Origin of the sequence: Vibrio sp. V31_P5A7T61, from assembly GCF_009904895.1 — a bacterium.
In the GTDB taxonomy this organism is placed as follows: domain Bacteria; phylum Pseudomonadota; class Gammaproteobacteria; order Enterobacterales; family Vibrionaceae; genus Vibrio; species Vibrio metschnikovii.
In genome coordinates this window covers 70,807-95,581 of record NZ_WXWI01000046.1, presented here as the reverse complement: position 1 = coordinate 95,581, position 24,775 = coordinate 70,807, and the positions used below count along the sequence as shown (strand labels likewise).

General features: G+C 43.3%; 21 protein-coding genes and 1 riboswitch. Of the genes, 8 read left to right on the top strand and 13 right to left on the bottom strand.

Annotated features, from left to right (window positions below):
- Positions 1–75 precede the first annotated feature (75 nt).
- The 4 genes from CAG58_RS10390 to CAG58_RS10375 form a co-directional block, all read right to left on the bottom strand.
- On the bottom strand, positions 76–750 hold the full coding sequence (locus tag CAG58_RS10390; RefSeq protein WP_158143893.1) for a hypothetical protein: 675 nt from the start codon (positions 748–750) through the stop codon (positions 76–78).
- Positions 751–932: 182 nt separating this feature from the next.
- Positions 933–2,930 (bottom strand): carboxy terminal-processing peptidase, encoded by a 1,998-nt coding sequence (prc, locus tag CAG58_RS10385; RefSeq protein WP_154168223.1) that lies wholly within the window; start codon positions 2,928–2,930, stop codon positions 933–935.
- A gap of 17 nt (positions 2,931–2,947) precedes the next feature.
- The gene (gene proQ, locus CAG58_RS10380; protein ID WP_154168225.1) at positions 2,948–3,580 is read right to left on the bottom strand and encodes an RNA chaperone ProQ; all 633 of its coding nucleotides are present in this window, start codon (positions 3,578–3,580) and stop codon (positions 2,948–2,950) included.
- A gap of 101 nt (positions 3,581–3,681) precedes the next feature.
- The gene (locus tag CAG58_RS10375) at positions 3,682–4,155 is read right to left on the bottom strand and encodes a GAF domain-containing protein (protein ID WP_154170647.1); all 474 of its coding nucleotides are present in this window, start codon (positions 4,153–4,155) and stop codon (positions 3,682–3,684) included.
- Between the two features lie 84 nt (positions 4,156–4,239).
- Between CAG58_RS10375 and CAG58_RS10370 the strand changes: the two genes are divergently transcribed.
- The 4 genes from CAG58_RS10370 (at position 4,240) to rsmF (ending at position 11,498) form a co-directional block, all read left to right on the top strand.
- Positions 4,240–6,030 (top strand): ABC transporter ATP-binding protein, encoded by a 1,791-nt coding sequence (locus tag CAG58_RS10370; protein WP_161426041.1) that lies wholly within the window; start codon positions 4,240–4,242, stop codon positions 6,028–6,030.
- A gap of 83 nt (positions 6,031–6,113) precedes the next feature.
- A complete protein-coding gene (locus CAG58_RS10365; RefSeq protein ID WP_161426046.1) occupies positions 6,114–7,373 on the top strand; it encodes a paraquat-inducible protein A in 1,260 nt (419 codons plus the stop codon).
- Positions 7,366–10,005 (top strand): PqiB family protein, encoded by a 2,640-nt coding sequence (locus CAG58_RS10360; protein ID WP_161426042.1) that lies wholly within the window; start codon positions 7,366–7,368, stop codon positions 10,003–10,005. Before CAG58_RS10365 ends, CAG58_RS10360 begins: the two co-directional genes overlap by 8 nt.
- 68 nt (positions 10,006–10,073) lie before the next feature.
- Complete coding sequence (gene rsmF / locus CAG58_RS10355) at positions 10,074–11,498, top strand: 16S rRNA (cytosine(1407)-C(5))-methyltransferase RsmF (RefSeq protein WP_161426043.1); 1,425 nt, start codon at positions 10,074–10,076, stop codon at positions 11,496–11,498.
- Positions 11,499–11,740: 242 nt separating this feature from the next.
- Here the strand turns inward: rsmF and CAG58_RS10350 are convergent, their stop codons facing one another.
- Entirely contained in the window at positions 11,741–12,574 is an 834-nt protein-coding gene (locus CAG58_RS10350) for a CvfB family protein (RefSeq protein ID WP_161426044.1), read from the bottom strand.
- Positions 12,575–12,677: 103 nt separating this feature from the next.
- Here CAG58_RS10350 and CAG58_RS10345 point away from each other — a divergent pair, with 103 nt between their 5' ends.
- Positions 12,678–14,027 carry a hypothetical protein gene (locus CAG58_RS10345; RefSeq protein ID WP_040904829.1) on the top strand — a complete coding sequence of 450 codons (1,350 nt, stop codon included), beginning with the start codon at positions 12,678–12,680 and terminating at the stop codon, positions 14,025–14,027.
- 19 nt (positions 14,028–14,046) lie between these two features.
- Here the strand turns inward: CAG58_RS10345 and CAG58_RS10340 are convergent, their stop codons facing one another.
- Entirely contained in the window at positions 14,047–14,529 is a 483-nt protein-coding gene (locus tag CAG58_RS10340; RefSeq protein ID WP_158143898.1) for a DUF4442 domain-containing protein, read from the bottom strand.
- Positions 14,530–14,649: 120 nt separating this feature from the next.
- Positions 14,650–15,540 (bottom strand): putative PEP-binding protein, encoded by an 891-nt coding sequence (locus tag CAG58_RS10335; protein ID WP_161426045.1) that lies wholly within the window; start codon positions 15,538–15,540, stop codon positions 14,650–14,652.
- Positions 15,541–15,746: 206 nt separating this feature from the next.
- Between CAG58_RS10335 and CAG58_RS10330 the strand changes: the two genes are divergently transcribed.
- Together CAG58_RS10330 and CAG58_RS10325 are read left to right on the top strand one after the other, a co-directional pair.
- Positions 15,747–16,805: a 3-deoxy-7-phosphoheptulonate synthase gene (locus tag CAG58_RS10330; RefSeq protein ID WP_161426047.1), complete on the top strand. Its 1,059-nt coding sequence runs from the start codon at positions 15,747–15,749 to the stop codon at positions 16,803–16,805.
- A gap of 17 nt (positions 16,806–16,822) precedes the next feature.
- Positions 16,823–17,305: a YajQ family cyclic di-GMP-binding protein gene (locus CAG58_RS10325; protein ID WP_004395307.1), complete on the top strand. Its 483-nt coding sequence runs from the start codon at positions 16,823–16,825 to the stop codon at positions 17,303–17,305.
- A gap of 60 nt (positions 17,306–17,365) precedes the next feature.
- On the opposite strand, the gene CAG58_RS10320 is transcribed toward CAG58_RS10325, so the two are convergent.
- Both CAG58_RS10320 and CAG58_RS16820 read right to left on the bottom strand, forming a co-directional pair.
- Positions 17,366–18,097 (bottom strand): chromosome partitioning protein ParA, encoded by a 732-nt coding sequence (locus CAG58_RS10320; protein ID WP_154168239.1) that lies wholly within the window; start codon positions 18,095–18,097, stop codon positions 17,366–17,368.
- A gap of 19 nt (positions 18,098–18,116) precedes the next feature.
- Entirely contained in the window at positions 18,117–18,275 is a 159-nt protein-coding gene (locus tag CAG58_RS16820) for a hypothetical protein (protein WP_167363644.1), read from the bottom strand.
- 448 nt (positions 18,276–18,723) lie between these two features.
- Positions 18,724–18,828: riboswitch (glycine riboswitch) on the top strand.
- 184 nt (positions 18,829–19,012) lie between these two features.
- Here CAG58_RS16820 and CAG58_RS10315 point away from each other — a divergent pair.
- Positions 19,013–20,386 carry an alanine/glycine:cation symporter family protein gene (locus CAG58_RS10315; RefSeq protein WP_154168241.1) on the top strand — a complete coding sequence of 458 codons (1,374 nt, stop codon included), beginning with the start codon at positions 19,013–19,015 and terminating at the stop codon, positions 20,384–20,386.
- A gap of 92 nt (positions 20,387–20,478) precedes the next feature.
- Here CAG58_RS10315 and CAG58_RS10310 read toward each other — a convergent pair whose 3' ends face one another.
- From CAG58_RS10310 to CAG58_RS10295, 4 genes are all read right to left on the bottom strand, one after another.
- On the bottom strand, positions 20,479–21,114 hold the full coding sequence (locus CAG58_RS10310) for a LysE family translocator (protein WP_158138428.1): 636 nt from the start codon (positions 21,112–21,114) through the stop codon (positions 20,479–20,481).
- A 198-nt stretch (positions 21,115–21,312) separates the two neighbouring features.
- Complete coding sequence (locus CAG58_RS10305) at positions 21,313–22,296, bottom strand: ArsA family ATPase (protein ID WP_443084098.1); 984 nt, start codon at positions 22,294–22,296, stop codon at positions 21,313–21,315.
- Positions 22,297–22,362: 66 nt separating this feature from the next.
- Complete coding sequence (locus CAG58_RS10300) at positions 22,363–22,635, bottom strand: cory-CC-star protein (RefSeq protein WP_040904321.1); 273 nt, start codon at positions 22,633–22,635, stop codon at positions 22,363–22,365.
- Positions 22,622–24,307, bottom strand: a complete 1,686-nt coding sequence (locus CAG58_RS10295; RefSeq protein WP_161425378.1) for a carbon starvation CstA family protein — start codon at positions 24,305–24,307, stop codon at positions 22,622–22,624. The genes CAG58_RS10300 and CAG58_RS10295 overlap by 14 nt, the downstream gene beginning before the upstream one ends.
- Positions 24,308–24,775: the final 468 nt, after the last annotated feature.

The following is a 24,775-nucleotide window of genomic DNA, read 5'->3' as shown; positions in this document are numbered from 1 at the left end:
AAGAAGCTAAAGAAGCTAAAGAAGCTAAAGAACAAAGAAAATCGTCAATCTGCAATATGATGGAGAAAAAAACGACTAACGAATTCGATTTAATTCGGCGTAAAGCATGCCCTGCTCAATATCTAACGTTAAGCGATTTTGGTTGAGTTGAAAGCGCGTATTATGTTCACCATGGGGATACAACAGGACCAATTGTTCATCTTCGGTATAAAACACCCCTTGTTGTACGGTTTGATTACCATTTTGACCCGTTGCACGAAAAAAGAAGATGAAATCGGGTTGTAAAATCAAATCGAGGCTTTGTAAATTGAGAAGCGATTGATCGCTGCCAGCCAATGAGTCTCCTGACCAAGTTCCCGCTAACGGGCTAGTTAACATCTTGGTAAAAATAACGCCATTAAGCATTAATTGATTATGATTCGCTTGATAAAAATAGTGCTGTGGTGTGCTGCTATCGATACCAAGGATCAAGCTATCTTGATTGAGCGAATACTGCCCTTGCCAGTGATCAATACTGTAGTCTTTCTTTTGTATATCGATTAAAAATGAATAATCCGACTTGAGGGTTAAGCGAACGACGAGAAAGTTTTCTTTCGATGCCTCTGGTGCAGAGTTAAACAAAAACCAATCGCCAAGTAAGAAAGGCACGTCAAACTGAGTCAGATCTTGTCTTGAGTGATAACGCGCTTCTAACTGTGGGCTCGTTGCCGTTAAGCTGAAGCAAGCAATAAATAGTGCAATCCATTTCATCGTGCCCCCTAATGCTTTTATTTTAAGCTTAGGCGGTTTCAATTTATAATGCGAAATTTCGATGAAAATCACATTATAAATTTTTCTTATCTGCACACTTATTTCAAATTAACAACGATAAAACAAACAGTTATAAAAAAGCGAGCCCATTGGCTCGCTTTCACTCTTCAAGATAGAAAAGCTCAAATCTTGAGCATGTCCACCATGATTGATACCGATTCATTCAAATAAGCATCAGGAGTTTCATAGTCTTTGGGAACATCACTCAAGGCCGCAAAAGGTTCTTTACCAAGGGATGCTTGGCGAAGATTAATTCTATCCAATCGCTGTTTATCCGCTTGTTCCATCTCTTGCTTGCGTTGCTTTTCATTTAAAGACAATAAGTTATCATCTTTTTCTGCTTGATATTTTTCAATATCCTGCAAGATAAAGCCAAACTCTTGATCCGCTAGGATCCGAGTTTGATGACGCTGATCGAGCTTAGCAATCGTCGCACTAAAGTCATGCAATACTTGGTATTTAACCGGATCAATCCGGTCCCAAGGTAGTGCATTCTCTTCAACACTTTCCCCTGTTTCACTCGCATCAATAGCACTCGGGAAAACGATATCAGGGATCACACCGCGATTTTGGGTACTGCCACCATCAATTCGATAAAACTTCTGAATCGTGTATTGCACATAACCAAGCTCTTGTTCAAATAAATCATAGATATGATTTAAAGAGCGATGCTGCTGAACCGTACCTTTACCAAATGAGTTTTCACCAAGAATAATCGCTCGACCATAGTCCTGCATGGCCGCGGCAAAAATCTCTGACGCAGAAGCACTAAATCGATTAATCAAAACCGTCATTGGACCTTGATAACTGATTTTACCGTCAGTATCGCTATTAACATTCACTCGGCCATAACTATCGCGTACCTGAACAATAGGACCACTGGTAATAAATAAACCAGAAAGTGCCGTGGCTTCCGTTAATGCGCCACCACCATTATTACGTAAATCGATGATGATACCGTCGACTCCGCTGGCTTTTAGCTCCGTCAGTAACTTATCGGTATCTTGTGCTAAGCCTACATAAAAGCTAGGTACTTCAAGGACACCGATTTTTTTGCCGTCTTGTTCAATGACCTTAGATTTCACCGCTCGGTCTTCAAGACGAATTTTATCTCGGACAATAGTGACAATGTGACTTTTTGCGTCATTACCTTCCGGTAATACCTGCAGTTGCACTTTAGTGCCTTTCGGCCCTTTAATTAACTGCACGACATCATCGAGACGCCAGCCAATCACATCAACAATATCGCCTTTCTCTTGACCGACACCGATAATGCGATCCCCTTCACTCAACTGTCGACTGGTCGCCGCAGGGCCACCAACGACTAATGAGCGAATCACCGTATAATCGTCCGTCATCTGTAATACCGCGCCAATCCCTTCAAGAGATAAATTCATCTCCGATTGAAATTGAGCAGCATTGCGAGGAGATAAATAGCTGGTGTGAGGGTCGATCTGCCGAGCAAAGGCATTCATATAGACTTGAAAAACATCTTCGCTATTGGTCTGAGTTAAACGTTTGATCGCATTATTATAACGTTTAGCCAGTGTTTCTTGAATTTCTGGCCATGTTTTACCCGTTAATTTCAAGTTTAATGCGTCAAATTTAACACGCTGACGCCATAGCTCATCGACTTCCGCTTGATCTTTCGGCCATGCGGCTTTGGAGCGATCGCGTTCAATAAACTCGTCGTTATCAAAGGTCATTTCATGGTCAAGGAGCGACAACGCGTATTGGAAACGCTCAAAACGTTTACGCATTGAAAGATTATACAATTCAAACGCTATCTGATTATTGCCTGCTTTTAACTGATCGTCTAACTGGGTTGACCAGGGTTTAAAAGCGTCAATATCGGCCTGAGTAAAGAGATTACGATTGTAATCCAACATGCCAACATAACGATCAAAAATAGCTTGAGAAAACGCATCATCTAAAGAGAAGTGTTTATAGTGAGAACGAGTAAAACGTGACGTTACTCGTTTACTGGCGGTTTCATGTTGAGCTTGTGGAGTAAGAAGAGGAAGATCCTCTATCTTGAGATTGGCTTCTATCGCCTGAACAGAAAAAGCTGCCAGCCATAGGCCAGCAGCAATTGATGTTAATTTTGAACGGCATTTCATGCTTAGGAATATCTCCTTTAAGCGCGCAAGTGCTCCGTCTTCACAACCATTTGCAGGCCGTTACCGAGTTGAACACGCACATCTTCCTTATTAATTTCAACGATGGTCGCAGCCATGTTGCCTTTGCCCATGTTCACATTGACTTCTTTGCCAACTTTCATTTCGTCAGCTTGTAACACGCGCGTTTCAACTGGTTTTTTCTCTGTTTTTGCTGTCACATCGGTTGCTTGTGCACGACGTGGTTGAGGTTTTTTCGCTTTTGGCTTGGCTTTATTGGCCTCTTCACGCACTTTCTTCGCTTGCTCTTTACGGCGCGCATCAACGCGAGCTTTGCTTTCTGCTAACGCAGCTTGAGCATGATCGACATGTTGCTGTTCAAGTTCACCACAAGCATTACCATCAAGATCAACACGAACCGCACCAGCTTTAACACCATGCAGATAACGCCATGACGAAGTGTACTGTCTTAGTGCTGCACGAAGTTGAGTTTTGCTTACTTTAGGATCTTCATTAAGACGCTGAGCAAGATCTTGAAAAATACCAATTTTAAGAGGCTTAGCCTCACCTTCTAAAGTAAAGCAGTTAGGGAAACATTCAGCAATATACGCAATCACTTCTTTGCTGTTTTTTAACTTTTCAGTGTTTTCCATGAGGATTCCTGGTTGATGCGGCTGGTCCGCGGGGCATAAATAATAAAATATGTTCGGTATTATAGTGACCTGAGTACGAAAAACCACTGGCAAAGGCGAATTTATGCCTTGTTCGCGTGTGAATTAAGCACCTTTTCTACTTCTGTCATTAAAAATACCAGTCCTTGCTGGTCAATTTCTGAAAAGCGAGCAATTGTTGGGCTATCAATATCTAACACACCAACCAATTGCCCACAGATAGTGAATGGGATCACCAATTCCGAGTTACTTGCTGCATCACAAGCGATATGACCGACAAAAGCATGCACATCATCCACACGTTGTACGGTATTGGTGGCAACCGCCGTCCCACATACTCCACGTCCTACCGGAATACGAACACAAGCGGGTTTACCTTGAAAAGGGCCTAGCACTAATTCATCATTCTGTAAGAGATAAAACCCAACCCAGTTTAGGTCGCTCAGTTCCATATTTAATAAAGCACTTAAGTTCGCTAAGTTAGCCACTAAGTCGGTTTCAGATTCGAGTAAAGCGACGGCTTGCTTCGTTAAACGTTGGTAATCTGCTAAGTTCATATTCATTCCCAATAAAATTAAAGACTTCACTTATTGTTCTTCGTACAATACCTATCAAACTAAATAGGATGCATTCTCATTATAATGACCAATAATCATGACACTATTAGCCGTTCTTGGTTGATAACTCAAGTAAAAAAACATCAACGTCCGCTGCTTTATGCCAATTTTATTGCCATCGTTGCGACTTTAATCAGTGTACCTATTCCCTTGTTGATGCCATTGATGGTCGATGAAGTATTACTTAATCAACCCGCTGGTGGTTTAGCCTTAATGGATACTCTCCTGCCTACTGATTGGCAAACACCGACGGGGTATATTCTGTTCACTTTATTACTGGTAGTGCTCATGCGCACTGGCAGCCAACTGCTGAATATTGTACAAAGTCGGCAATTTACGCGGGTATCGAAGACGGTTACCTATCAAATGCGCTGTAAGATGATTGATAAGCTAGGCCGAATCAGCATTCGTCAGTACGAAACGCGCGGTAGTGGCGGAATCAATGCCCATTTAGTGACTGATATTGAAACCATCGATCAATTTATTGGCTCAACATTGAGTAAATTTTTAATCAGTTTACTGACGGTGTTAGGCACAGCCTTAGTGCTACTGTGGCTTGATTGGCGATTAGGGTTATTTATTTTGTTGGTTAACCCAATTGTTATCTATTTTTCTCGCCTACTCGGCAGTCAAGTCAAACATCTCAAAAAACGCGAGAATCAAGCATTTGAGAAATTTCAAAATCGCTTAGTCGAAACCTTGGATGGTATCTATCAGCTTAGAGCCGCCAACAAAGAACGGGAGTTTTTAACTCAACTCAAAATCAATGCCAACGAAGTGCGAGCCGATGCCGATAAATACGCTTGGCAAGCTGAAGCGGCGGGTCGACTCTCGTTTTTACTCTTTCTACTGGGCTTTGAGCTGTTTCGCGCGGTCGCAATGTTAATGGTGCTATTTAGCGACCTGACTATCGGACAAATTTTTGCGGTTTTTGGCTACTTATGGTTTATGTTAGGACCAGTACAAGAGCTGCTGGGCATTCAATTTTCTTGGTATAGCGCGAAGGCAGCACTGACACGAATTAATACCTTATTGCAGCTTGAGGAAGAGTATCGTCCGATCAGTAAAGTCAACCCATTTACTCAACATCAACCCGTAACGGTGACACTCTCACAAGTTAATTTTTCTTATGATGGCGAGAAAAAAGTCCTTGATGGGCTATCTTTATCCATACCCGCGGGTAAAAAAGTCGCTTTAGTTGGAGCCAGTGGTGGCGGGAAATCGACTTTAATTCAATTACTACTCGGAGCATATCGAGCAGATTCAGGTGAAATTTGTTTTAATGGCGAACGGTGTGATGATATTGGTTTTGAGATTATTCGCAGTCAAATTGCGGTGGTATTACAACAACCTATACTTTTCAACGACACTTTAAGGCATAATTTAACCCTCGGTGGTGATTATGATGACGCCTCGCTTTGGCATGCATTAGAAGTCGCGCAACTGCAAGACGTCACCCATCAACTCAGTCAAGGATTAGATACTCCCATTGGCCGTAACGGTATCCGTCTTTCTGGTGGACAGCGCCAACGTCTAGCTATTGCTAGAATGGTATTAAGCGATCCTAAATTGGTTATTTTAGATGAGGCGACGTCTGCGCTCGATACGGCAACCGAAGCGGCACTGCATCGTGCATTGAGTGGATTTTTAAAAGGACGAACTACGCTGATTGTCGCCCATCGTTTATCTGCGGTGAAACAGGCTGATTTGATTTATGTATTAGAAGATGGACGCGTTAGTCAAATTGGTACACATGGAGAGTTACTTGAACAGCAAGGACTTTATCAAACATTATATGGCGCTATTCAGTCATAGTTCCGTTTGGCTTATGGCACTGATTAGCTGCAATTTACGCACCCAATCAGTGACAACGTCACCGAATGCCGAGTAACCCGCTGATGTCTAGCACGCCACTCACTCAACATACATCCAGCACGAACAACCTTCGTTTGTGTCAGGGATGTGAATTGCCCGTTGATGTTGTCGATGTGCCGCGCGGTAAAAGTGCTTATTGCCCTCGCTGCGGAACTCAGCTCTATCGAGGTGGCAGCCCATCGTTATCGGGTAATTTAGCCATTGCGGTCACCTGTTTACTGCTGTTTTTTCCGGCGCATGCCTTTGACTTTTTAACTATCCGCTTAATTGGTGTGATGATCCCTGCATCCTTATCTGGAGGGATTATCGCTCTCGCCAATGAGGGCTATGTGATTCTGGCTTTGCTGGTGTTTTTTTGCAGCTCCCTAGCTCCTTTTCTGGTCTTTGCTTCCATCGTTACCGCCCATCTAGCGCTACGTTATCGTTGGTTTATTGGTTTACGCTATTCGGTCTGGGTCATGCAGCTGTTAAAAGCATGGGCAATGATTGATGTCTTTTTGGTCAGCGTTGCCGTTTCAAGCTTTAAATTGAGCGATTACGCCGATATTTTTGTTGGTCCGGCGCTGTTCAGTTTGGTGCTCTTGCAAATTTTTACTGTGTTATTACTCAGCAGAATTAGCATTCGTCGCTATTGGGAAGCGTGGAAACCCGAACAAGATTACCCTGCTCAAACCGATAAACAAGTCCATTGCCATCATTGCCACTTATCGCAACATGAAAGCACGCACTGCATTCGCTGTCATCACCCGCTTTATCATCGAAAACCTCGTTCAATCGAACGCACTTGGGCCTATGTTATCGCCGCGAGTATTGCCATCATTCCCGCTAATCTGCTGCCGATCTCCATATTAATCACCAATGGGCAACGTCTAGAAGATACCATCTTATCGGGTGTCGCCTCGCTGATGAATTCAGGTATGTATGGCATTGCTGCGATTATCTTTGTGGCCAGCATTGTGGTTCCTGTAATGAAGATTTTCGGGCTTGTCTACTTGTTATTGGCCATTCAATATCGACGTAGCCGTTATCATCGGCAGCGAATGAGTATTTTCTATGCGATAAAATGGGTTGGAAAATGGTCAGTTCTCGACTTATTTGTGATTGCCATTATGTTGACCTTGGTCGATCGGGGCCAGTTACTTAATTTTATCCCTGGTGATGGTGCCCTAGCCTTTGGCTTTGTGGTCGTATTAACCATGTTAGCAGCAGAAAGCCTTGATCCCCGTTTATTGTGGGACAATTATCAGCAAGAGACAAAACACAGCGAGTCTTGTAATGAATAAACCAACAATAACGCAAGCGTCTTATTCTCCGCAAATCAAATCCAATAAAGGGATTTCCCCATTGTGGATATTACCGATACTCACTTTATTGCTCGCGGGTTGGCTGGTCGGTAAAGCGATACATGATGCTGGTGAACGTATCCAAATTCATTTTTCTGATGCACAGGGGCTCGTCGCAGGCAGAACGACCATTCGTTATCAGGGTTTAGAAGTCGGTATGGTGCGGGAAATAAAACTCGCTCCCGAATTAGACAGTATCTATGTCGAAGCAGATATCTATCTCGAAGCAACTCAATTGCTTTCCGATACTACTCGCTTTTGGTTAGTGAAACCTACCGCCAGTTTGTCTGGTGTTTCAGGATTGGATGCTTTGGTCTCTGGTAATTATATAGCCTTACATCCAGGTGGCCCTGGGCAAGAAAATCATCCTCAGGTATACCACGCTCTAGAGCGTGCCCCATCCGATTTAGTCTCCAATGGTGGACTACAGATCACTTTGCGAGCCAACGATCTTGGCGGTATTTCTATTGGCTCACCGATTGTTTATAAAAAAATCCCGATTGGTGAAGTGTTTAGCTATCAGCTTGCTAAAGATGCACAATCGATTGTTTTACAAGTCTCGATTGAATCTGAATACCGTCACTTGATTACCAAAGACAGTCGTTTTTGGAACGTCAGCGGCATAGGTACCTCATTAGGCTTTGATGGAATTGACGTTCGTTTAGAAAGTTTAAGCGCCTTAATTGGCGGAGCGATTGCCGTCGACTCTCCCGATGGCGGTGAGCCTGCTGCCCAATTTAGTGAATTTCGGCTCTACAAAGATCTCAAAACGGCCGGACGCGGCATTCCGATCACGATTACACTGCCTGATGATAGTGGGATTAACGCTTCCGGATCGCCCATTATGTATCGCGGATTAGAGATAGGACAAATCACTCATTTACAACTGAATGAGGATAAGACACAAATTATTGCTCATGCTGCGATTCAACCGTCATTAAATGAACTACTGACCACCGGCAGTCAGTTCATTTTACAAGAAGCCAAAATCTCACTATCTGGCTTAGAAAATTTATCGAACTTAATCAAAGGTAATTACCTCACTTTACAGCCGGGTGACGGTGAACGCACTCGACAATTTACGGCACTCAGAAAAATTGAGTATCAACAATCCCAATCGCATACTTTTTCTATTACCCTCACTGCAGAACATGCTTATGGCTTAACCTCTGGCGCTGCAATTTTATATCGAGGGGTACGCATTGGCGTGATAAAAGATGTTCAGCTTAGTGCTGACCTCGTCGAATTCCACGCGGTTATCGAGCAACAATATCAGCCATTAATTCGCTCAAAAAACCGTTTTTATGTTGATGGTTCAATGCGTGCTGAACTTGGCCGTGCGGGCATTAATCTCTCACTTCCTCCTGTGAAGCAACTACTGAGTGGGGCTATCAGCTTTATTAGTGAAGGAGAAGAAACCGTACTTGAACGCTATTCTCTGTATGCTAACCCATCACTGGCAGAGCTGGCGGCGTATCAACAATCGGGTTCTCGCGCCTTGCGACTCAGTGCAGATACCTTGCCTCCGGTACAAATTGGTAGCCCGCTACTATTTCGTCATTTACCCGTTGGTCATGTCACCCAATTTAAGTTACAAAAAGAAGGTGTTGAGGTGGAAGTCAGTATTGATAACCAATACCAACATTTAATTAATGAACAAACTGTATTCTGGAATCATTCTGGTATTGAAGTAAATGCCTCTTTAACCGATGGTCTGCGTATCCAAGCGGCACCGTTACAAAGCCTGCTCCAAGGTGGTATTGCCTTTGATACCTTACCCGGTGTAGAAAATAAACTCGATGGGCGTTGGAAGCTTTACGCCAACTATCAACAAGCACAACAGTTTGGTGAAGCCATTACGTTATTGGCAAAGAGCAATGAAGGAATCAACCGAGGCACTCCAATCAAATATCAAGGCGTACAAGTCGGTGAAGTTATCGCTGTTTCACCGAGTTTTAGTCAATCACAAGTGACTTTTTCTGCTCGTATTCATCCCGAATACGCCCCTTTTATTACTCGTGCAACGAGCGTGTTTTGGGTAGCCAAAGCCAATGTCAGTTTACAAGGCATCACTAATTTAGAGAATCTTGTCTCACCGAGTATCGAAGTCTATCCCGGTCAAGGTGCTGAGCAACATACTTTTCACCTCGCTTCTGCGCCTTACTCACCGAGTGGTGTCAGGTTTACACTCCAAACCGAATACCGTGGTTCAATTAATGTCGGAACTCCTGTCTTTTACCGTGATATTGAAGTTGGCAGAGTGATTGATATCCAACTGGGCGCTCTTGCTGATCGGGTTATCTCAACAATCGATATTAATCCCGACTATGCTTATTTAGTTCGCCGTAATAGCCTATTTTGGAACACGTCGGGCGTAGATGTCTCAATTGGATTGACTGGAGCGAATATCAAGTCAGGAACACTGGAAAGTATAGTTCGCGGTGGGATTACTTTTGCAACGCCAGAACAAAAGCAGCTTGCTCCTCCTGCTCAAGCTGGCCAATCTTTTTATCTTCACTCCAAACCACAAGAAGAATGGAAACGCTGGCGAACAGCGATACCTAGACCTTGAGATAAACTTCAAGTCTGGCCGCGATGTGTATATAATCGCGGCCAGAATCCGCTTATCGAGACACTGTTTTGCATTCCACCGTTACGCTACCCGAAGAGTTCCTCGCTACCATCGCTGAAATATTGCCCTCAACACTCAATCTGAATGACTTTATTGCTGCATGCCAACGACCACTCAGAAAAAGTATTCGTGTTAACACCTTAAAAATATCCGTCGCTGACTTTCAAACCCGAGCCACAGACAAAGGTTGGTACTTAGAACCTATCCCCTGGTGCGAGAGCGGCTTTTGGATTACCGCAGATGAAGAACAAGTTCCTTTGGGCAATACTGCAGAACATATGGCGGGCTTATTCTATATCCAAGAAGCCAGTTCCATGATGCCCGTCTCTGCCCTATTTATGCAATCTGGAGCGCCTTTTGAACATGTATTAGACATGGCCGCCGCACCAGGCTCTAAGACCACACAAATCGCGGCCTTAATGGATAATCAAGGCGTATTAGTCGCTAACGAGTATTCCGCCAGTCGAGTGAAAATTTTACACGCCAATATTGAGCGTTGCGGTATTCGCAATAGCGCTCTGACCAATTTCGATGGGCAAATTTTTGGTGGTTGGCTGCCTGAGCAGTTTGATGCCGTATTACTTGATGCTCCCTGCTCAGGAGAAGGCACGGTACGTAAAGATCCTGATGCGATGAAAAACTGGAGCAAAGCCTCGGTAATGAGTATCGCGCAAACTCAGAAATCGTTGATTGAAAGTGCTTTTCAGGCGCTCAAGGTTGGCGGTGTTTTGGTCTATTCAACCTGCACGTTAAGTCGTGAAGAGAACCAAGACGTCTGCTGGTACTTGAAACAGACTTATGGTGACGCCGTGACTTTCACCCGTCTTGATCAACTTTTCCCGAGTGCAGAACAGGCCATTACTGAAGAGGGTTTTTTGCATATATTTCCACAAGTTTATGACTGTGAAGGATTTTTTGTCGCCAAAATCACCAAACAGGCATCGGTGGAAACGCCCGCTGTAAAAAAACGCTTGGGGAAATTCCCATTCACTAAAGTCGACCCTGCACAACGCCTTGAGATTGAGCAACAATTATATCATGCACTGAACATTCGCTTACCAAAAGACAGCCAAGTGTGGTCACGGGATAATGACATCTGGCTCTTTCCCTCAGCTTTAGAGCCGTTACTCAGCGAACTCCGTTTTTCTCGGATGGGGATAAAAATTGCTGAGCAACATAAACGGGGCTACCGTTGGCAACATCAAGTCGCTACAACACTGGCAAGCGGACAAGAATCGCAATCCGTTGAATTAGATAAGGTTCAAGCTCGTGAGTGGTTTATGGGACGTGATGTCAGGCCAGAAAACCTATCTGGCCAAGGTGAGGTGATTGTTTGTTATCAAGGCGATGTCATCGGTCTAGGGAAATGGGTCGGTAATCGGATCAAAAATGGCTTACCACGAGATTTAGTGCGCGATAAAAATCTGTTTTAAAGCCAATGAACATTCCACACTGATGATATTAATAGACGGATTTAAAAGCATTGCTGCGCGTTAAGGAATGATAAGTATCAAACAGTGGACACTAGTCTATACTTTATCAATATCCCCATATAATAGCCAAACCAAGGGGATAGCCGTAAATCGCGCTCAACTCCCCTTCTGGCGCGTTTCCCAAGGCCCAAAACCTAACGCTGTTTTGGGCCATTTTTTGAGCTGACAGTACTCAACCTAGCTTAAACAAGACGAATGCCGTCTTTTTCAATCACAATTTTTCCTTGCTTAAATAAACCACCAATGGTTTTTTTAAACGTGCCCTTACTGGTACGGAAAGTGGTAAAGATCTCTTCTGGGGTCGATTTATCACTCAGCGGTAAAAAGCCTTGTTTTTTCTCTAACATGGCTAAGATTTTACTACTTAACTCATCCATTTTTTCGACACCGACTTTTTGAAGAGCCAGATCGATTTTGCCATCAGGACGAATACTTTTGATATAACCTTTGATTTTTTTGCCGATAAACAGTTTTCCGAACACATCCGAGGGAAAAATCATCCCCCAATGCGCTCCGTTAATGATCGCTTTAAAACCAAGCTCTGAACGCTCAGCAATAATCAAATCAACAGGTTGGTTTATCGTATAATGCGCTGGTGTTTTATCTAACCATTTATTAAATTTGGTGGTACCCACAATACGACCCGAGGCTTTATCGGTATAGACATAAACTAAAATTGTCTGCCCCTCGTTAAAACGCGCACGCTGCTCACTGTAGGGGATCAGTAAGTCTTTATCTTTAATGCCCCAATCAACAAAAGCTCCGGTGTTATTCACACCAACGACTTTCATTAATCCCCACTCTCCCACTTGAGCAATCGGAGTCTCCGTTGTCGCTGCTAATTGATTCTCTGAATCAAAGAACAGAAACACATCGATAAATTGCCCCAGTTCGACACCTTGAGGTGCGTAACGCTTAGGCAGCAAAGTGGTACCGAACTCTCCCGCATCTAAAAAAACGCCGAAATCAGTGATTTTTACCACTTCTAAGCTATTAATTTGGCCAATGTTAATCATGTAAAATTGTCTCACAGCAAATTTGCAGAGATTATACGTGATCTCTGCTATGCTTTCTCGCAATTGTATCGATAAAATTCAGCAATTTTTTCAGGAGCTTTCGTTGATCACGGTAGATAAATATGACGCTGTCACGTTGAGGATTGCCACTCAAATGTCAGGCAGTAAGAAACTGGATTTGGATGTTTATCTTTTTATTCCTGGAGAATTAGGCCTTAGCCCAGAAGTCATTTCAGAGTCGGAGTTTTTTTATAGCTCCATTCATCAAAAGCGCTCCTATTATAGTGATAAAATTCTCCTGCCTCTTGTCCATAGCCGATTAGCACAACGAGGTCGCCTGTCATCAACACAGTATCGGGTAAGCTTGAGTTTGTTTGCTTATCAATATGTGATCGCCTTAGATAGAGCCGTTAATCAGCTCAACGCGACTAGTGACACCGTCACAGCTGATGAGGTCGATACGGTGATCGAGCTATCGCTCGATATTCTAAAACGATTACGCAGAACCATCCCTTACGATGAAAGCCTTAAGCGCTATTATGCCAATATTGATAACTATCTCTCTTGGTATACCGAACAAAAATTTTTATCGATTGTCGCTCATCTCACCCGTGACAGTGACTATAAAACCATTAAAGAACGCCTCATCACCTTAGTTGAAAAAGAACAAGCGCATCGTGCCTTAAACCATTACAACTCAGCCAAAGCGGGAACCGACATGACCCGTCTGAGTAATAAAATGCGTTTATTACGTCGTTTAATTGAACACCCGATCATTCTTAACGAGAAAGTGACCTCTTTGGGTAATAACATCAAACGGATGGTTAAGGGGGTCGCAACGGGATTAGTCATGGTCGTGGTTACGCTAACCGCGATAGTGGCACGTGACTATTGGGGAGAGATTACCGCTTCATTTATTATTGCGATGTCATTTATTTACGCGCTACGCGAAATTTTTAAAGATGATTTGCGCGACATGATGTGGCGTTGGATCCGTAAAGGCAAACCTAAATGGCGTCGCCGCTACTTTGACCCCAGTACCGGAACTCAAGTTGGACAAAAGGATGAATGGTTGGATTACCAATCGTTATCCCAGCTACCAGAAAAAATTCAAGCTATCCGTAAAAAGCGGATTGTTCAACGTGAAGAACAAATCCTTCATTACCGCTCTGAAGTTGAGATGTCAACATCACGCTTTATGAGCGGTTATGAAGAAACCCGTGAAGCGATGATGATCGATTTACGCCCGTTAACACGTTTAATTGATAAAAGCTCGACTCGAATTTATCAGCTTAGCAATGGTCAAGTCAGCCGAGAGTCTGTCGAAAAACGTCACTTAATTAACTTGATCATTAAAGAAGACGATCATCAACAGACACCGCGTTATTACCGTTGGAAAATCGTGATTAACCGAAGCAAAATTGTCGACATTGAAGTCATTGAGTTAGATTAAGTCACTCTCTTTACTCTGATTATTTTGATTTCACCGCTTTAACAGACAGCGTTAACCAAAATTCTGCCATTGGCTCATCACCATGCTGTGATGGGCAAGTGGCGACGATTTTGACCTCTTGGTTTACGCGTTGACCAGTCGCAATGGTTTCATCCAACATGGCATCAATCGCAGCACCATCAACACAGTGAAAGTGGACATCCCCTTCGGGTCTTTTTAAAAATTCCGCTTTAACGGCTTTAAACGCTAAAGAAATAACTTCCCCACGCTGCTGAGCCTTATGCATGGCCATAAATCCACCAGCCACATCCGCCCCCACGGCAAGTACGCCAAAATACATACTATTCAGATGATTTTTATTCCTCTTTTTCAGCGGAATACGTACTTCAACCGCTTGCTCATTCAACAGCAAAATTTTAGGGCGGCAATACCAAATCAGCGGAACTTTAAAAATACCGAAATAATTAAGATAGAAATTAGCTTTAGTCAAAGCAGAAAACATAGTTAAAACTTCCTTGTGATCTTGTCAGACCAGTTCACTCGATAGCCAAGAAAATGTCAACGAAATGTTACAGAAAATAAGAAGCCAAGCTATTTTTGCTTGGCTTCTTAAAGATAAGACTCAGTAATAGTAAACCGAGTCTGGCTGAGCAATCTCAGACAAAAAGCGCTGAATTTTAGTCGACACACTCTGCTCACTAACTAATATACTTAATGGCTTAGAGGTTTGATGAACGGCTTTGATCGCCATTTCTGCTAACTGAAACACGGCATCGTTGTCGGTCGGCTGATAACGTTCAACAAGACTTTCTACCGTATTATCCGTCGCTAACGTAAACTGGGCAAGGGAGTCCCAATCTAACAGCATCCCATCAAAATAAGCCAATAAACGTTCAGCTAATAGCGCGGCGGAAGGAACTTGGCAAACAAACGACACTTGTAATCCATGTAAACCGCGTGGCAAGCCTTGCTCAGCTAGGCCGTCAATAATTCCAGCGGCATCACTCAGCGAGCGAACAAAAGGCACGACGATTTCAATAGGATGCCCTTTACTGATCAGCCTTTTGATCACGTTGCACTCCAACTCAAATGCATCAGCGTATTCACAGGCCGTTAATCGAGCTACACCTCGTACTCCAAGCGCCGGATTTGGTTCAACTGTGACTTTTTCTCCGCCAAGCAAAGCACGACTCTGTGCACTATCTTCATTACTTAAACAGACACGAACGCTTTGGTGATGGGGTTTAATCGCTTGTTCAATGCGCTCCACTAATGTATCAACAAAATGCTCAGCGATGGACTGGTCGTTTAATAGTGCATTCAGCGAGCTTTTCTCTCGTTCAGATAGCTGAGTCAGATCGGTGACCAAACTAGGATGATAAAAAATGCTATCTGCGATCAACTCTGAAATGACAACAAATAGCGTCGAACTCAATGTTTGTTGGGACCATTGAGGTAAGGTATTCCCTTGCTCAAACGGCTTATTTATTGAAGAGGGTGATACAACACTCATAACGGCTCCATCTGTTCTTGATTGGTATAGGGTGAAAATACCGAGTTCATTGACCAAACACAAGGGCAAGCATCAATATTAATTCATTTAAAGTGAATAAAATATCAAGTTTACAGTTTTCATCACTTGCATTTATGCTAAGTGGTTTATTCTCTGAGTTAAATTCGTTATCTTTAGCGCTTCGCAATAAAAGAATAGGCAATATGATGCCATTAAAAACTGATGAATTAAGAACCCAAGCCCTTGGCCCAATGCCAACGCCGGCTGAATTAAGCCTTGCTCATCCGGTGACCCATGAGGTTGCCGAACGCATTGCTCACTCACGTCAACAAATTGAACAAATCCTATCGGGTCAAGATGACCGCTTATTGGTCATTGTCGGCCCCTGCTCTGTCCATGATACCCATGCCGCACTTGAGTACGCACGCCGATTAAGTGAGATACAAGATCAGTATCGTGACCAACTGTTCATTGTCATGCGTACCTATTTTGAAAAACCACGCACCGTGGTTGGCTGGAAAGGTCTGATCACTGATCCTAATTTAGATGGCTCCTATGCGTTAGAAGCTGGCTTAAACAAAGCACGTCAATTGTTACTCGATATCAATAAACTCGGACTAGCAACGGCAACCGAATTTCTCGACATGATCACGGGGCAATACATTGCAGACCTGATCAGTTGGGGAGCGATTGGTGCGCGTACTACAGAGTCGCAAATTCACCGAGAAATGGCCTCGGCACTTTCTTGCCCTGTCGGTTTTAAAAATGGCACGAATGGCAATGTCAAAATTGCGATTGATGCCATTCGTGCCGCTCATGCCTCACACTACTTTTATTCGCCTGATAAAAATGGGCGCATGACCGTCTATCGCACCAGCGGTAACCCCTACGGACACGTCATTTTACGTGGTGGGGAAAGTGGCCCAAACTTTGATGTAGATTCAATTAATAGCGCTTGCGCTCAACTGGCTGAATTTAATTTACCTGAACGATTAGTGGTTGATTTTAGCCATGCCAATTGTCAAAAACAGCATCGCAAACAGCTTGAAGTTGCTGAAGAGATTGGTCGTCAAATTGAATCCGGCAGCCATAAGGTCGCGGGTATTATGGCTGAAAGTTTTCTTATTGAAGGCAATCAATCCATGTGTGATTTAAATAATTTAACCTATGGCCAGTCGATCACTGATCCTTGTTTAAGCTGGGATGATACCGCAACAATGCTCACTCGCCTTGCGCAAGCGATAACCACTCGACGTGCTCAATAAGATAAGGAATTTTCGTTATGCCTTCTTTTGATATTGTTTCAGAAGTTGATACCGTAGAACTGCGCAATGCCGTAGATAACTCTAATCGTGAACTCGCCACACGCTTTGATTTTCGTAATGTCGACGCCAGTTTCGAGCTCAAAGATGAGACAGTAAAATTAGCCGCTGAAGATGATTTTCAACTTAATCAAATGTTGGATATCCTGCGTGGCAATTTAGCCAAGCGCGGTGTTGATGCGCGAGCTATGGAGCTAAAAGACTCCGTCCATTCAGGTAAAAACTGGTACAAGGATGTTGTATTTAAGCAAGGGATCGAATCATTACTGGCCAAAAAAGTGGTTAAGATGATCAAAGATGCCAAGCTCAAGGTACAAGCCTCTATTCAAGGCGATAAAATTCGAGTCAGTGGTAAAAAACGCGATGATTTACAGACGGTAATCGCCTTTTTAAAAGAAAGTAACCTAGAACAACCTTTCCAATATAATAACTTTCGCGAATAACAAAAAATCCAGTCTCTATTGCTCTAGAGGCTGGATTTTTCGATGCTTAACCGCGTGGTGCTATAAACCTATTTCCGCTGATAATGATTTAATTTCTTGTAAATCCAGTTGATGAACGCGCAACATTTGTTCTACTTGACTTAATCTTGAACTCGCCGCATCTTGCTTATCACAAGCATCCGATTTTGCATCCCAAGATTGGCCTTTTAAATAAACATCACACTCTTTTTTCAAGATAGGTAAAGCATCATTCAACTGCTTTTGCTCTTTCTGTAGCTGTTCAACTTCTTGCTTAATCTTTAGCTCTTTTTGAAATAACTCTCGTGAACGCTCAAAAAGTATCGATTGCATATCCGCTTGACGATGTAATCGTGCATTTTTCTCATCAGCACTTTGTAATGCGTTGTTTTGCTTTGCTAATTGCTGATCCAACGATAAGTTAACTTTTTCTAATTCTGCAATCTGTTGTTCTAATTGATCCAACTGCTCTTGATGTTGTGTTTTTTGCTGCTCAAGATGCTCTTGCAGTTTCACTTGCCACTCTTGCTCTTGTCGCTCTGCCTGCTGAGCCGTTCGTTCATTTAATGCCTTCGCATTTTCTTGTAACGCTTGAACATTGACCTGCAAACCAGCATAAGCGGTTTGCCATTTAGTCTCCGTCACTGACGAACCGACTAATCCCCCTAATGCCAACCCTAATGCTGCCGCTAACCCAATATAGAGGTAACTGCGTTTGTCACGTTGTTCAATGACAACAACATCTTGGTGTTCATCTGCCTTTTTTTGATTCACATTGACTCCCAATTTAGCATCAGCGAATTAATTCAGTGACCACAAGCGAAGCGGTATAAAGAGCAAAAGCCGATAATAAAACAATCACTACCCACTTTTGAAGTTTCTCATTAGTTCCATAACGGATTAAAAGAAAAGCGAGAACAATCAATACCCCAATAAAAATCAATCTGGTCATAGTATGCTCCGGTTTTATTTTGCCTACTTCAATGACATTCGGTAAGACAAGTGTAGCTCTCAAGCCTGTTGCTGCTTGCTATTTTATACCATTTATCGCACCAAATAGGTCAAAGAAAAATGGATTAACCTGCTGTTATGTCAATAATTTAACTGAGTTCACTTTGAAAGTGACGTTTTTTCAAACAGCGCTGATTTTTTACGCTGACTCGTGCACTGCGCTCCCTTGTTGATTCCAGTCATTTACCACTAAATTTGCAGATGACATCACACTTTATTTTGGGTAATATCGCCAAGCAAATTATTGTAACACTAGATAATTGTTCCGTTGAAGACAGCAGGAGAGTGGTTATTAACTAAATTCTAACACTTAGTTAACTATACCCGCCGAAGAAGTAAATCTTTCAGGTGCTTTATTCTTTTTGAAGAGAAAAGCGAGGACTGTTGTTGGAGGAACCTCTGGAGAGAACCGTTCAATCGGTCGCCGAAGGAGCAAGCTGTGCTGATCATATCAGCACAGTGAAACTCTCAGGCAAAAGGACAGAGGAGTGAAAGGTTCTATGATTCTAAGCCTTATGGCTTTACTCACTTTACGTAAACAACGCTGACAGTGACTTTGTACCACGGGTATCGTGGCACGGTTTTCTTTGTGTGTTGTTTTATCGCGGTGAGTTTGACTGAATATATTATTCAGCCCCTTTCCTCTTCTCCTTATGTTGACACTATTAAGGGGAAATAATGACCAACCTACAAACACTGCTACAAACTATTGACCACTTTATTTGGGGCCCACCACTACTGATCCTACTCGTAGGAACCGGGATCTATTTTACCTTTCGTTTAGGCTTACTGCAGTTTCGTTACCTACCCTCTGCGATTAAAATGGTATTTAGTAAAGAACCCGGCGATAAACAAGGTGATGTATCAAGCTTCGCAGCACTTTGCACCGCGCTTTCCGCTACCATTGGCACTGGAAATATTGTTGGGGTTGCCACTGCCATTAAACTGGGCGGCCCAGGCGCATTATTTTGGATGTGGCTGGCAGCTTTATTTGGTATGGCAACGAAATACGCGGAATGCTTACTCGCGGTGAAATACCGTAAAGTCGATGATAAAGGACAAATGGTCGGCGGACCGATGTATTATCTGCGTGATGGTGTAGGTTCAAATACTTTAGCGATTTTATTTGCGGTTTTTGCCCTAGGCGTTGCCTGTTTTGGTATCGGTACTTTCCCACAAGTTAATGCCATTTTAGACGCGACTCAAATTTCTTTCGGTGTACCCCGAGAGATGTCCGCTGTTGTGCTGACCATCCTAGTCGCTTTTGTCACTGTCGGTGGTATTCAATCCATCGCCAAAGTCGCAGGTAAAGTTGTGCCTATTATGGCGCTTTTTTACGTCGTTGCTTGTTTGAGTGTGATCATCAGTAATGGGGATAAACTACTCGATGCGATTCAATTGGTGTTGGTTTCCGCCTTTACACCAACCGCAGCCAGCGGCGGATTTTTAGGCGCAAGTATCATGTTGGCGATTCAATCGGGTATTGCCCGTGGTGTCTTTTCCAATGAGTCTGGTTTAGGCAGTGCACCGATGGCTGCTGCTGCAGCAAAAACCGACTCTTGTGTGAAACAAGGCCTGATTTCAATGACGGGCACCTTCTTTGATACGATCATCATTTGTACCATGACCGGATTGGCCTTGATTTTGACAGGTGCATGGCAAAGCGATTTTGCTGGGGCGGCGATGACGACCCATGCCTTTGCCACGGGCCTTAATGCCCAAACCCTTGGACCATTGCTGGTTTCTGTAGGGCTGATTTTTTTCGCTTTTACCACGATTTTAGGTTGGAACTATTATGGAGAACGCTGCGTAGTCTTCCTATGGGGAACCAAAGCCGTTCTGCCTTATAAAGTGATTTTTATCGGCTTAGTCGCCTCTGGTGCTTTTCTTCATCTCGATCTGATCTGGATTATTGCCGATATTGTTAACGGATTAATGGCGATTCCTAACCTGATCGGCTTAATCGCTTTACGTCATGTCGTCATCAAAGAGACTAAGCTTTATTTTGAAGCGCAGTTACCAGCCTTAAAAACCATTAAAGCCAAAGCCTAGTTTACTCTTTTTACTGCTACTATTGACTTTAAAAATAAAAAATAAAGGGCTTGAGATATTTCTCAAGCCCTTTTCTATTCGAAAATTGATAGCTATTCAATGTCATCAGTCATTAATTTAAAACCTAATCCGACCAACACCACCCCGGTCGTCCCTTCCATCCAACGCATAAATGCGCTATTTTTCAGCAAATTTTTTGCCGAACTCAACGTTCCAGCCAACCCACACTGCCAAAGCATTGCAATCACAAAATGAATCGCAGCCATTAATAACGACTGTAGCAAAGGAGAATATTCAGGATTGATAAACTGCGGCAAAAAAGCCAAGTAAAATACCGCGGTTTTCGGGTTAAGTACGTTAGATAAGAAACCTTCTCGTAGCGAGCGGCGGGGATTTAGTTGTGTATGTTGCAGGGTAACAATATCGATCCCGCTCGGTGACTTCATTAAAGTACGTAAACTAGACAAGCCCAGCCAAATCAAATAAGCCGCACCGATCATCTTCATCACCTGAAACAACTCAGCCGATTGAGTTAAAATCGCCGAAATACCGATCGCTGAAAACGTGGCATGGACAAATAGACCAATACAAATACCCAAACTGGTGATACAGCCATCAGCCATGCCCGCTCGGGACGTATTACGGATCACTAACGCGGTATCTAAACCCGGCGTTAAGGTTAAAATAGTTATCGCAATTAAAAACGCTTCAAAATTCTGAATATACATAATCTCTCACACAAGTCACTGACACCAAATTGCGTAGAGACAGTTTACAAAGAACAGACTAAGCCCTCTTTGCACTGCCTTCCCTAGCGGTTGTTGCGGCTCTGAATGATATAACGATTCAGATCACAAAATCGTTATACCTGAGAGTGAATCACTTGTCTGTAATATTTTTTTACCTTTTGAGCGATTTTCTTTGGCTTAGAAACCAGCTTGGGTAAACTGCGTTCCTAGCGCCATTAATTGGTCGGCCCCCTGAATATCAGTCGCTTGTAAAGGGATTGGATAACACTTGAGATGGGAAAACTGCTGATCAATTTCCTGTAAATGTTGTTTTTCCTGTTGACGCCGCAAGGCTAAAAATTCGCCATCCGCATGAATCGGTAAAATGCGGTTAATCACAATCCCGGCGACAGGTAACTTTTCATCGGTCAGTGAGCGTACCGCTCGCGTGGTTTCCAAAATTGGCAGTTTTTCTGGGGTTAATACAAATAAAATCGCCGTTTGTGAACCATCCAAAAACGTTTCTCGCGTTCGCTGTAATAACCGTTGTCGATTAAGTAAAATTTCCGCAATTGCTTTGTGTCGTTCATCAAGACCACTGGTAGCATGCTCTTCTGGACTGCTCAGTGGGTTATCAATATCTTTACCACTATTTGGCGTTAAGTGATCAAGCACCTTGGCAAACTTGTCCGATTGTTGGTTACTTTTCAGCAATCCTTGCGTCCAAGCCGCCATCGCTTCTGGAAGAGCGAGTAAACGTAAAGTGTGGCCGGTGGGCGCGGTATCAAAAATCACTAAATCATAGTGCTGTAGACCATGCTCTAATGTACGTGCAATACACTCCAATAACGCCGCTTCTTGTGCGCCGGGAGATTGCCCCGTTAAACGAATTTGCCGCTCAACGGCACCATAAAGCTCAGGACGAGTAAACCGTTTTAACTGGCGGCTGACTTGCTCAAGATGACGAACCACTTCTTCATCTGGGTCAATTTCTAAACCGTCAAGATTCGGGGCAACTCGGGTGATTTTATCGCCGATCGGTCGGTCAAAGGCATCGGCTAAGCTGTGCGCAGGATCGGTGGAAACCACTAATACTCTCCGACCTCTTTCTGCTGCTAACAAAGCTAACGTTGCTGAAGTGGTGGTTTTACCTACCCCACCTTTTCCGCCAACTAAAATCACTCGTTGATTATTCAGTAATAACGCCACCGCTCTCTCCTCTCTGTGAATGTCTGGCCGCTTTTGTGTTTAACAACATCTAAATTGATCGAGCGGTGAATGAGCCATCCCCATGCGCAGATGCCAATCATGAAAACGCTCCATTAATAGAGGTTGTAACTCCAGTGTGTAATAACTCGCCGGATTAGGTACCCCCATCATCTCGGAGAAGATCAGCAACATAAACAAATCGTCTTGCTCGCGCTTAGCGCGAGCAATTGCCGAACGATATGGCGCGTTATAAATTTCTTCTGCGTAATGATTAGCGAGCTTAAAACAAGCTCGGATCTTACTCAGTTTCATTCAACACCGCCTCCTTCTTACTTTTAATCAATTTATTCAAGGCGGAAGCGCACTCTAAAGTGATCAAAATAGCAGCAATCAGTACGATAATATCGAGCGTAAATAAGAACCAATCTTGCTTATCGTAAAAGCTTTTCAACTGAATCAATAAACCTAAGGTAGTCATAATTAATAAAAACACTAGCGGTACTAAGGTGTAATACATTGGCCGCCCTAAACGTACTAACATCACCGTAATAACAAGCAAGGTTAATCCTGCTAATAACTGGTTAGTGGTACCAAATAAAGGCCAAATCAGTAGCCCACCCGAACCATCGCCACCAGCACCAAACGCTAACAAAACACAAGATCCAACCGCTAAGAGCGTCGCGGGCAGTGCTTTTTGCATCCAACTAATGTTATAAATATTCCCCCACTCTTGAAAAATATAGCGCTGCAAACGAAGCCCCGTATCCATCGTTGTCCCTGCAAAAAGAACAACCATTACGGTTAATAACGTTTGTGACAGCGTAGTATCTAACCCCAAACCTTGCTGAAGTATGTTGGCTCCACCATTAATAAACGCACCAACGCCGCCTTGACCAAAGCCATGATAAACCGCCTGCCAATCAGCTAAGGTCGCAAAACCTGCCGTTGCCGCAATAATCGCCGCTAACGCTAAAGAGCCTTCACCAATTGCACCAAAGTAACCAACAAAGCGGACATCCGGTTCTTTATCTAATTGTTTAGACGTAGTACCACTCGCCACTAAACCGTGGAAACCAGAAATCGCACCACAAGCAATCGTCACAAACAGCAATGGGATCAGTGATGGCGTTCCCTCTGGTAAATTAGTGTTAAACGCTGGAGCCACCACATCAGGACCGGCGAATAAAACCGCACCGTAAACTAAAAACAAACCAATGAATAATTGAATGCCGTTAATATAATCCCTTGGCTGCAGTAGCATCCAAACCGGTAATAAAGAAGCGATAGCTGCATAGGCAAACAGAATGATGATCCAGCTCTGTGTAGGATTCAATCCCATCAAAGTATCAGGCAAAGAAAGCGGCATCATAGGGCCAACATAAATCATCGCGTACAGAGCAATAACCCCTAATAGCGAGACCATCGCAAGCCCGATATAACGACGATAAATCAACTGACCAATCACCAAAGCCACCAAAATCGCTCCCCACACAGGGATAGTAGCACTGGGAAAGCTGATTAACTGACGGGCAATGACCACAGCGAATACCGCATTCACCATCAGTAGTACAAGAAAAATAACGATCATAAATAGACTGCGTGCACGAGGGCCAATGATATCACCAGTTAACGCACCAACCGATTTAGCTTTGTTACGGTTACTGGCCCAAATCGCTCCAGCATCGTGTACCCCAGCAAAGAAAATCGTGCCAAAAACAACCCAGATAAAGGCTGGAACCCAGCCCCAAATCACAGCAATCGCAGGACCAATAATCGGTGCTGCCCCAGCAACCGACGTAAAGTGATGCCCCCACAAGACATACTTATTGGTTGGTACATAATCGATACCATCATTCATTTCATGAGCGGGGGTTCGAAAATGCGGGTCGACTTTAAAGATTTTTTCACAAATAAATTTCGAATAAAAAACGTAACCCAGCGCCATGGCACCTAAGCCCATTAGCATCAGGAATATTGCATTCATGTCTACCTCCACTGTAGCGTTCATTATTGTTATGCACGAAAAGATAGTAATACCTTTACATTCACCCCAAAAATAAAAACACAACAAATTTGAACATCTTCGCAACCTATTTGTACTATTAGTGAGCCACTTCTCAGTTAATTTTTTCGCATTAACCTTAAGATCTTCCATGCAGCCTATGCAAAAGTGGATAAAGAAAATAATAGGTATACGCAAACGACTTGAAATTGTAGGTAGGCGGCAAGTGAGTGAATCCCCATGAGCATAGGCAAACGATGTGATTGGGGTGAACGAACGTAGCCAACACCGCAGCAGCTTCAAGTAGGAAGAGTATAACGGGTGCAAATCAAGACTCCATATAGAAGACAGTGACGGATCATCAACTAGGGATAGAAATTTAGCGCGTATCAGGCTCATTAATTGAGCTTAAACAACAACGATTAGCCAGCACAGTCAGAATCCCCTATT